Here is a 9043-nt window from a genome sequence, read left to right as displayed (position 1 = left end):
TAATAAGCCTACTTTGTTTTTAATTAACTTTACCGCTACATTCATGTCTGGCAGTTTTAAAGGGTTGATTAAAAGTGTGGTTACTTAAAATTAACCCTAACTGTCAGATTAAATCGTAGCTATTTCATCTAATACTTGATTTACTGATAAGACATATTCGGTTCCAATTTGTGCCCCTTGATAGATACGCGCAAATCGTTCATCTATGAAACCGTTTTGATGAGTATACAAATGCCTAATATGCATCATTTTATCTATTCGTTCCTGTTCGCTAGTATTAAGGACATTTAGTTCTTTAATCAAAGCATTTTCCTTTATAAATGATTTAATGCTCCCTTTAGCCATATTTGAAACACGCTTTCTTGCATAGTACTTGACAAATTCTTCAATGTCAGAACATTCTAGAACTTCTCTTACTGTAATTGGTGCATCTGATTTCAAAAGTCGAGGATCTGACATCCATATTTCGGATAATAGACTGCCCAAGTAAATTTCGAAGTTATCAAAAACAGCACTAATTACCATTCTAAGTAACACACGGCCATCTTGCAAAGGTGTAAGAAGGTCGGGAGTATCAGGCATTACCATTGTAGCCACGGCATCAATAAGTCGCAAAGAACTTTGGTAATGAGATAACACTTTCTTCTTAGAGTCAGTTCCTTGTAACTGCTTTTCCATTAATGACAAGCAGCTTAATATGCGTGGATAACTCGGTGCAGAAATTCCGGTTTCTATTAAACGAGACTCTACTATCCGACCGTTTATAAACTTATATAAATTCCCATTATAGAAAGTAGGAGTTCTACTTGGTGCGACGCTAAGTGCAAATATCTTTTTCTCGTTATATTCATAAAACCCAAAATGAAATTCTGGCGTGGGATTTATTTGATCGACAGCCTTGTGTATTATCGGCATCACATTAAAATTGTCGCTCAAACCCCTAATCAATATTTTTCCAAGGCCTTCTTTTATTCCTATAAATAAAATTCCTCCTTTGTGCAAATTTGCCATTGCAGAAATAGTTTCAGCAAGCAGGTTAGATGGAGGCATAATTGCAAAGAACCTGATGGATTCATCTGGATTCTCAATTGCATTTTTATATTGAATTGGAATGTCCATTTAATGGGATTCTATTTATTCCTGTTATTTTCAAAATTTTTCCGATAGTCAAGTTTATAGGATCGTTAACTCCATCTTCAATCCATAATTCTGTATTGTCTTCATCTAATGCTTCATATTCCGAGGTGTAGTAAATAATGACTTCTTCATTGTCGCTTGGTCTAAATACAATATATATATGACGCCCACCTTTTTTTATTCCACCAATAAGTGTAGATGCCAATAATTGGCTTTCTGTACAATCATACTCTGGAAGAATTTTAAGATACGTCAAAATATTTTTATAAGCCCTTTTTATAATTGTATTTGCATATTCGTATAAAGCAGGATCTGCTTTTGAATAATGGCGGAATACAGCATGATTAACATCACTTCCAATCAGTTGTTCATAATCTTCTGCGTTTGTTACTCCCCACCCTGCAAGCATTTGTTGAGTCACTTCCTGTTTTATTTCACTATATTCATTACCCTTTTTGTTAGACAGTCCATTTTTTACTGCAGCTCTAAGATCATCCAAATTTTCAAAGTTGTACTCCTCCATAAATTGATCAAACTTATCTACTCTATCCATGTCTCTAGCAATTTCTTCATCGTCGTACAATTTATGTTTATTAGCATATAGTTCATTGAATAACACCGATGATATTTCGCTATTCTTTGAAAAGAATTTTAGCAGTAATCGAAATGCTTCTTTGACCAAGTCAGTCTTTTCCAATTCTGAAAATTGCATCCTAACACTTTCTGTTATACGAAGTGAAATATTGGTATCAGAAATTTCTCTAATTGGAGGTAACATAAGAAATATACCTTTATTTAACATTTCTGTTCGATAGTCATGCCCAAGATTATTCATAATATCTTTTAGTTCTTCATGAATTGTAGCATCAGCATACAATGCATCTTTCTTACAGAAAGTTCCACGCTGATTAGGTAAAATGGGGTGCCTGTCTAATTGATCTTCATAATCTACAATCTTTAAAAAGCTAACAAACTCACTTATCCAATCTATTGTTGTCTTTTCATCTGGTAGTTTAAGCTCTTTTTGCAGTTCTGTGACGTTTTCTTTAGCAGATATGAATTTAACCATTGATTTGATATGTATACCATCTGCCTCCTTCCAAATATCTGGGTTGTGAGTAGTAATTTCTTTTTTATTTCTATTATCCCCTGGAAATAATACTTTTGAAAACTTAAATAACTTTAAGCGAATAGGGTCGGTACTTGACTGTTTACTGAAAAGTTCTACTAGGTAAGTCGAAGCATTCAAGCGATCTTGTAACGGAATTTTTGAATCTTTTAAACGCAGGTTAATTTCATCCAGAATAAATTGCAAGTTGCGTGTATGGAAAATAATCCTTTTGCTTTTTTTTATTCTCCGATCTAAAAATAATGCCCAGTTATTAGCCCCTAAAATTTTCGCTACATTCATAAATGCTTCATCTACTTCTAGCGTTGTATCTTCAAAAAGTTCCTCTCGCTTTTTAAAATTCCCTTCTTGGTTGGGAAAGATTGAATAAGTTCCGTTTATGAGTTTGTCTTCAAATGTCTCATCCAGCGATGCCACTCCATAAAAACAATTTAGCCATGAAATAGTGGAAGCTTCATCTGTTTGAAGGATCGAAGATAAGGTAGTTAGGTTTTTCTGAGATTGAATATTGCTTGCAAGTATTTCTAATGTTAGAAATTTACAGCTCTCCCAAAGAACTTCGTTCCACTGTTTAATTTCATCTTTAGGTGGAAGCTGATTTGGTACCCAAGATTTTCCTAAATCCCAAATATGCTCACTGATAATATGATTAGTATGAGTAGGAAACCAGACAGGTCCGCTACCTTTCTCATTTCCCAATAGTTTTACTCGGCCAAGAGTTGTATCTACTACTGGAGTGCTTAAAATTGTTTCACGAAATTTTGTAAGAATTTGATTATTAAACCATTCAGCTGATAAAGTTTCTGTATCTGTTGCTTGCACAGTTCTGACTAATTCGTACATTCCTTTCCACTTTTGATTACTTGCAAATTCAAGTAAACTTATGTAGAGGGTAATAGCTTCCGAAATAATATTTTTGTTTTCACGGACACGTGAGTCATCTGATTTTGTAAGCCAAACAGCACTACGAGGTTCATTAGGATTAAAATTGGCACTATTAATGATAATTGGAACAGGAAATTTCTCGCTTCCTACTAAAGGGAAATCGCAAAAGAGCCTTGGGATATTTTCATTAATATTCTTTATTCTATAAGCATTTTCTAATTTATCTACTTCAATTGCTATTGCAGCATTTGTTCCCCGTTTTACACAGAAGTACCGAGGTATATCATCAATTAGTGATTCTTCTTGTATTTCAACTAATTCCAGTCCATTTTTGTCCAATATCGAACAATTTTTGACTTTGAAAGTAGTTGCAGTATGGACTACTTCAACTTCACCTATATCGCCTGAGAAGGCCATTGTATATGGCAACGAAAAGTGCAAATCAGTAATTCCTGTTTGAGCAATATCTTCTTTTTCCTTAAGTAATTCATAGGTAAAACTAGAATTGTAACTACCCTCTACATAATTATTACAAACTATATCACTTTCTAGAACGTTTTCAATTGACTGTAAAGAGTTGTTGACGGAATTTATGATTCCAGGTAGTTCCAATGGGCTTCGATCTAAAACTACTTTAAATTCTTTGTACGGTAGCTCTTCGTCTTTAATGATCCCTTCAACTGTTACAATCTCAGACAGTAAATGAGTAGACAAGAATCCAGTTCCAAACTTTCCTGTAGATTTTTTTTCTGGCTTGCCAGCTTCCTGTCTATCTTTTGTTGAAACTTGTTGAATAAGGAAATATATATTGTCCGTAGTGAAGGGCTTCCCGTTATGTCGGAATGTCAATGATTTTTTAGAACTTTCACCTAATAAATCTATTTGGATATTAATTGGCTTCCCATCAATTGCTACATCTTTTGCATTTTGTATTAATTCCCAAATCCATCGCCTAGCAGCATTGGGAGTATTGCCCATTCGCAATTTATCCATTAGATCACGAATCTTAGTTGCTAAGAGATGATCAGCTGCTTTGGCTTTCGAATTTTTTAGTAAATCTTTATAACTCATATGATCGAATGTTTGCAGATTCCTTGAGGGCTCATTTTTTCTGAATCAGTATAGTAACTTGGGTATAGTAGGGTTGATGTGTTCGAATATAATAAAATTCAAACATTTTAACTAAGTAATCCTTAATAATGGTGATGTACTATGTGATTCCTCAAAGTATTTTATTCATTTCTAAAATGTGTTTGCATTCTAATATTGGAACATAAAAATTTATAATAGAGAAGTAGCATGCAGGTATATATTAAGCCACCCTATCCCCATTAAAATCCACCATATACCTCTTAGTCACAACCTCCTCCTTCCACCGGTAAAGCGTTTTCCTAATAATAATCCGCCCCTCACTCACTTCGAGCTCCACAATATCTCCGATATTGAAGCCTGCTTTCTCAAGCCACTGGCCTGAAACATTGATAAAGGGTACTATTTTCTCTGAGGGCTTACGGGTTACGGTAAGCCTGCGTTTAGAAGAAGACTGTTTCATGAGGTTAACAATTATTATGACTTAAAATTACATAATAGTAATGAAACAGCGATTGTCGTTCGTCATTATTTAGTGTGCATAACTACTGATATTTACTAACAATCACACCTATTTAATATTAATAAATCTTATAATGCGGCTAGTTTCTCAGTTTTGTATTAGTTTAGTGTTTTACTTTAAACCATTGTTTATATGACGTTCGGAAAACGCGTTGCAGCAGTTCGCAAGCAACGAAACTTAACCCAAAAAGACTTCGGAGTAACCTTAGGAATCGTTCAGGATGTAGTAAGTAAATATGAAAGGGATCAGATGGTACCTTCAATTGAAGTGGCCGCCAGGTTCGCCAAAGCACTCAACGTTTCGCTCGACTACTTAATATTAGGGGATGCCCTCCCTCCTGCTGAAGGCGAAGACGCTTATCTTCAGATTGCCCGCCGGCTCGAGAAACTATCCCCCGAAAACCGCGACCACATCATCGCCGTAATCGAAGCATTCAGCGCTAAACAGAAAATACAAGAACTCTTCCAATAAATTAGAGCCTCAATAAATGAGGCCCTCTTTCATAGTATGTGTTTTTATTCACCAATTCTAAAAAATCATTTAGCCAGCTTACTCCCTTTTCTTAATTTCCTGATCTTTTTAAGGTAAATCACATCTACCTTGTCTTTGGATCGGTTCATGTCTTTTTTATTCATAATGAGGTGATCAATATGCAGGAAAGGCACCTTCACTGAATGTATCTCCGCAATGGAAGCCATTTCCAAACACTTTGTAAAAGGGAAGTATTCTAACCCCATTATCTCATACATAACTTTCACTACCAGACCGCACTTCAAATTAAAAGCCGTACATATGGCAAATAAGCTCATTTTTCTAGAAGGATCTTCATCAGCTTTTAATTCAAGCTCCTCTAATGCTTTTAAAAGTTTTTCACGATTTTCATAGTTATTCTCGACCCAAATATCCAGTTCGTCCGTGAGGCGGTTATAGCCATGAAAACGGGTGGCAAAACTACCTGCCATGATGTAGCGAACATCGTGCTTCTCCATAACCTTCCAGAAATTCAGTATCTCTTCATACAGTGTATCCATAATGCTTTATTTGTGTGTTACTTTCATTTTTTTTAAAGTGTTACTCAATTTAATATTCCAGAGAAGCGACAAAAACTTCTCCTCATCAGAACGATCAACATCTTTCCTCAATCGTTCCATCTCTGCAGCTCCAATGAACATTGCCTTCGTCACAGGCTTTATTTTAGCATTCTTCTTTTCAGTCATAGCATTGATATTTTACTTTAATAATCCCGCCTTTAAAACGAGTAATCTACAATAAGGGCTACCTGCAATAACGTCCATTCATTAAACAAGGGGTATAAAATGGCCCCGGTAGAAACCGGGCCCCAACAAAAATTACAATTCTATTGAAACCTACTTTATCAGTACACCATCTGTGCTGTATACCTGAAGTATATGTGAAGTAATAGTGCTTCATACCCGAATGAAACGTGAATGGATATGGCTTCAACCTCACCCCTTCCTCAGCTGTTCCCTCACTTCATCTTCATCCATTTGGGTGAAGTAGCAAAACTCTCTTACGGTTATAAAAGCCCCTGGTGGCTTGCCCAGGGCATCGCGGATCTGCCGCAGGAAGTCCTGCGCAGAACGCTCGCATTTTGATAGCAGGATCTCCACATCCCGCGGATAAATAACTATTCTTTCTGGGAATAAACGTTCCATAAAGTGTGGATTAAAAACATAATTCCGGCAAATTCCGGCAAAACCGGCAAGGTTGTTTGTGCGGGTTTTTCGGGTCCGGTAGTTTCGAAGGGTAATTACAAACCAGTCACTGATCAGTGCAAACGCCTCAAGGGTCTGGCGATGTAAAGGCCCCCTTTGTTTAATCATTAAAAATTTAAAATCATGCCTTCTCAAACAGGTATCATTACCGTAAGAGGTACTACCGGAAACACCACCTTCTACAAAAGAAAAAATGGCTTCGGTATGCGGGCCAAAGGTGGCGTAGACGCTAAACGCATCCAGAACGATCCCGCTTTCATCCGCACCCGTGAAAACGGGCATGAGTTCGGGAGAGCCGCGGCCGCCGGCAAATTGCTCCGCAATGCGCTCAATTCGGTCCTCAAACAGGTGGCAGACAACCAGGTGGGCAACCGTTTGGCGAGCCTCTTCAACCGGGTCATCAAAACCGATACCCTCAACAACAGAGGCGAACGCAAGGTGCCCGAAGGGGAACTGGGCTTCTTCAAGGGCTTCGAGTTCAATGCCAACAGCCCCCTCAGCACCACGCTCTATGCTGCTGTTACGGCCGCCATCGACCGGGCTTCCGGCGCTGCTACAGTCACTATCCCGGCTTTCGTGCCGGAAAAGTACCTGGCTACACCAACGGGTGCCACCCATTACGTCCTCACCGCCATCGGCGCGGAAGTGGATTTCGACAATGGCACCAGCGTACATGCGCTGTCGTCCAGCGGTGAAATGCCCATCAGCGGACAGGAAATGCCTCCCGTGAATTTCGTGATAGACCTGCCGCCCAACAGCACCAAACCGCTCTTCCTGGCGCTGTGTATCGAGTTTGTGCAGGAAGTGAACGGCCGGTTCTATGGCCTCAGCACGGGGCAGTTCAACGCCATGAGTATGGTTGCGGTGGACAAGGCAGCCTGACGGTTTTTGAATTGTTTTTTGTTTCATCTTTAAAACGGTTTTACAATGAGCATTTTCGAAAGAATCAAATCCCCCACTCCGCGGTTTTTTCAGGCCCTGCGGAACTGGGGACTGTTGCTCACCGGCGTAGGCATCACCGTGCTGAGCCTGCCCGCCCCGCTCCCGGAAACGGTGAGCGCCATTGCGGGATACATGGCCCTTGCAGGTGCGGTGCTTTCTGGTGTGAGTCAAACTGCGGTGGAACAGGAATAATCCTGACTGGCCCTTCGGCCCTTACTGGCCCCGGCGTTATGCCGGGGCCTTTTTTGTGTGGTTACCGCCGCTTGTCGGGCGATTGTTCGTCGAACGCCAGCAGGTTAAACATCTCACGCATCCTGCTGCGGAGCCGGTTGCCGTAAGTAGCCTCCAGCTCAGCCGGACCGAGATTGGTGGTTACGTGTGTAAGGATGCCCTTGTGCACGAAGGCCTCGTAGCGGTTGAAGAGGATCTCGGCCAATACGTTGCAATTGTTCGCAAAATAGCTGCCGTTAGGTTCAAGGCCCAGGTCATCAAAGCAATAGGTACCCGTTATCAGGGAACCGGGCATGCTGCTGTAGCGATGTATCGTCCCGTAACCCTGTTCGTTGAAATGCGTGACCAAGTTGCGGCAGGATACCATGCCGAATGACTTTGGATCTCCTGAAAGACTGCGCATGATGTTCAGCAGGGAGCTTTTACCGCAGCCTATAGGCCCGCAGAGGAGCAGCCCTTTGTGCAGCATAATGCCTTCTTTGGGAGCCAGGGCCTCGTCTGCTGTGAAATAGGTGATGATCTTCATAACAAGGGCGCGGTCTACCTCCTGGATGGCGTAATGGGGCCCGTAGAGGGCCTGCCCCTTTTCTTCGACCATGTGCAGCAACTGCACATAGTCAAAGCGGGTCTGTGTAATTTGAAGGTCCGGAGCTGAGCCGGTTGTTGGGTGATGCATTGTTTCTGATTTTGAAGTGAGGGGTATTGGAAACCCATTTTTCCGCGGCGGCTTTCCAGTTGCGGATAGGTAATCCGTTACTCTGGTGCCAGCCATTGGCTTCGTAGTGATTGAAAAAGCGGGGTGCCTCCCGGGGATCGAACCGCATTTGCTGGAAGAAAATGACCACATCCTCCGGATGTTCGGGCATATCCGGTTTTTCCGGGGTCACTTTCTTCTGCTTTTTTGTTGGGGGTGCGCCGTTTTCCTTGTTTGATTTTTGTATTTGTTTATTAAAGGGGGCCATTTCTGACCCCGGTGCGGGATCATTTCCGGGCCTGTCCGGGAGCATTTTCGAGCCTGCGACAGGACTGATTTTGATCGGCAGGATACTGATCTGTGGAGCTGCTCCAATCGACTCTGAGCGATAGTAGCGGATGTATCCAAAGGCATGCAGATCCCGAAGGGCCTGTATATAAGTTACCTTTGAGCCGATGTGACTGGCCTGCATTACATGGATACGGCTAATGGGGAACGGGTTCATGAAAAAATAGCGGTTCCAGATACCAAACAGCGTCAGGTACAAACTGATGTGTGCCGGTTTCAACCGCTTGTCTGCAGAAGCTGTTGCTATGAACCCGTTCATGTGCGTGAGGTAATTGGCCGGCAGGTGCTCCGGCATAAAACTTCTTTGCAAATTGAACGATAGTTTAATG

At 40.8% G+C, this 9043-nt stretch carries 11 protein-coding genes; 3 read left to right on the top strand and 8 right to left on the bottom strand.

Going from position 1 to position 9043, the window contains the following annotated elements:
• Positions 1-108: 108 nt before the first annotated feature.
• The 3 genes from DEV76_RS22810 to DEV76_RS22800 form a co-directional block, all read right to left on the bottom strand.
• Positions 109-1119 carry an AlbA family DNA-binding domain-containing protein gene (locus DEV76_RS22810; protein WP_109700262.1) on the bottom strand — a complete coding sequence of 337 codons (1011 nt, stop codon included), beginning with the start codon at positions 1117-1119 and terminating at the stop codon, positions 109-111.
• Positions 1097-4222 carry a sacsin N-terminal ATP-binding-like domain-containing protein gene (locus DEV76_RS22805; protein WP_109700261.1) on the bottom strand — a complete coding sequence of 1042 codons (3126 nt, stop codon included), beginning with the start codon at positions 4220-4222 and terminating at the stop codon, positions 1097-1099. Before DEV76_RS22805 ends, DEV76_RS22810 begins: the two co-directional genes overlap by 23 nt.
• A 241-nt stretch (positions 4223-4463) precedes the next feature.
• Positions 4464-4703, bottom strand: a complete 240-nt coding sequence (locus tag DEV76_RS22800; RefSeq protein WP_109700260.1) for a SymE family type I addiction module toxin — start codon at positions 4701-4703, stop codon at positions 4464-4466.
• A 192-nt stretch (positions 4704-4895) separates the two neighbouring features.
• Between DEV76_RS22800 and DEV76_RS22795 the strand changes: the two genes are divergently transcribed.
• Complete coding sequence (locus DEV76_RS22795; protein WP_109700259.1) at positions 4896-5234, top strand: helix-turn-helix domain-containing protein; 339 nt, start codon at positions 4896-4898, stop codon at positions 5232-5234.
• 65 nt (positions 5235-5299) lie between these two features.
• Here the strand turns inward: DEV76_RS22795 and DEV76_RS22790 are convergent, their stop codons facing one another.
• The 3 genes from DEV76_RS22790 to DEV76_RS22780 form a co-directional block, all read right to left on the bottom strand.
• On the bottom strand, positions 5300-5794 hold the full coding sequence (locus DEV76_RS22790) for a hypothetical protein (RefSeq protein ID WP_109700258.1): 495 nt from the start codon (positions 5792-5794) through the stop codon (positions 5300-5302).
• Positions 5795-5800: 6 nt separating this feature from the next.
• Complete coding sequence (locus DEV76_RS22785; protein ID WP_109700257.1) at positions 5801-5980, bottom strand: hypothetical protein; 180 nt, start codon at positions 5978-5980, stop codon at positions 5801-5803.
• Between the two features lie 249 nt (positions 5981-6229).
• The gene (locus DEV76_RS22780; protein WP_109700256.1) at positions 6230-6607 is read right to left on the bottom strand and encodes a hypothetical protein; all 378 of its coding nucleotides are present in this window, start codon (positions 6605-6607) and stop codon (positions 6230-6232) included.
• Positions 6608-6622: 15 nt separating this feature from the next.
• Between DEV76_RS22780 and DEV76_RS22775 the strand changes: the two genes are divergently transcribed.
• Positions 6623-7381 carry a hypothetical protein gene (locus DEV76_RS22775; protein ID WP_109700255.1) on the top strand — a complete coding sequence of 253 codons (759 nt, stop codon included), beginning with the start codon at positions 6623-6625 and terminating at the stop codon, positions 7379-7381.
• Positions 7382-7426: 45 nt separating this feature from the next.
• Positions 7427-7633 (top strand): hypothetical protein, encoded by a 207-nt coding sequence (locus tag DEV76_RS22770; protein WP_109700254.1) that lies wholly within the window; start codon positions 7427-7429, stop codon positions 7631-7633.
• A 61-nt stretch (positions 7634-7694) separates the two neighbouring features.
• Here DEV76_RS22770 and DEV76_RS22765 read toward each other — a convergent pair whose 3' ends face one another.
• Together DEV76_RS22765 and DEV76_RS22760 are read right to left on the bottom strand one after the other, a co-directional pair.
• Entirely contained in the window at positions 7695-8348 is a 654-nt protein-coding gene (locus DEV76_RS22765; RefSeq protein ID WP_109700253.1) for a P-loop NTPase family protein, read from the bottom strand.
• Positions 8290-9024, bottom strand: coding sequence for a hypothetical protein (locus DEV76_RS22760; protein ID WP_157963053.1), 735 nt, complete (start codon positions 9022-9024; stop codon positions 8290-8292). The genes DEV76_RS22765 and DEV76_RS22760 overlap by 59 nt, the downstream gene beginning before the upstream one ends.
• Between the last annotated feature and the right edge of the window lie 19 nt (positions 9025-9043).

The organism is Chitinophaga deserti (genome assembly GCF_003149455.1).
In the GTDB taxonomy this organism is placed as follows: Bacteria; Bacteroidota; Bacteroidia; order Chitinophagales; family Chitinophagaceae; genus Chitinophaga; species Chitinophaga deserti.
Note: the sequence above shows the minus strand (reverse complement) of the source record. Positions and strands in the feature narration are given on the sequence as shown.

Coding starts and splice junctions, on each gene's coding strand:
- DEV76_RS22785 (WP_109700257.1), bottom strand. CDS start 5,980: ATGACTGAAAAGAAGAATGCTAAAATAAAGCCTGTGACGAAGGCAATG.
- DEV76_RS22800 (WP_109700260.1), bottom strand. CDS start 4,703: ATGAAACAGTCTTCTTCTAAACGCAGGCTTACCGTAACCCGTAAGCCC.
- DEV76_RS22775 (WP_109700255.1), top strand. CDS start 6,623: ATGCCTTCTCAAACAGGTATCATTACCGTAAGAGGTACTACCGGAAAC.
- DEV76_RS22810 (WP_109700262.1), bottom strand. CDS start 1,119: ATGGACATTCCAATTCAATATAAAAATGCAATTGAGAATCCAGATGAA.
- DEV76_RS22805 (WP_109700261.1), bottom strand. CDS start 4,222: ATGAGTTATAAAGATTTACTAAAAAATTCGAAAGCCAAAGCAGCTGAT.
- DEV76_RS22795 (WP_109700259.1), top strand. CDS start 4,896: ATGACGTTCGGAAAACGCGTTGCAGCAGTTCGCAAGCAACGAAACTTA.
- DEV76_RS22770 (WP_109700254.1), top strand. CDS start 7,427: ATGAGCATTTTCGAAAGAATCAAATCCCCCACTCCGCGGTTTTTTCAG.
- DEV76_RS22780 (WP_109700256.1), bottom strand. CDS start 6,607: ATGATTAAACAAAGGGGGCCTTTACATCGCCAGACCCTTGAGGCGTTT.
- DEV76_RS22790 (WP_109700258.1), bottom strand. CDS start 5,794: ATGGATACACTGTATGAAGAGATACTGAATTTCTGGAAGGTTATGGAG.
- DEV76_RS22765 (WP_109700253.1), bottom strand. CDS start 8,348: ATGCATCACCCAACAACCGGCTCAGCTCCGGACCTTCAAATTACACAG.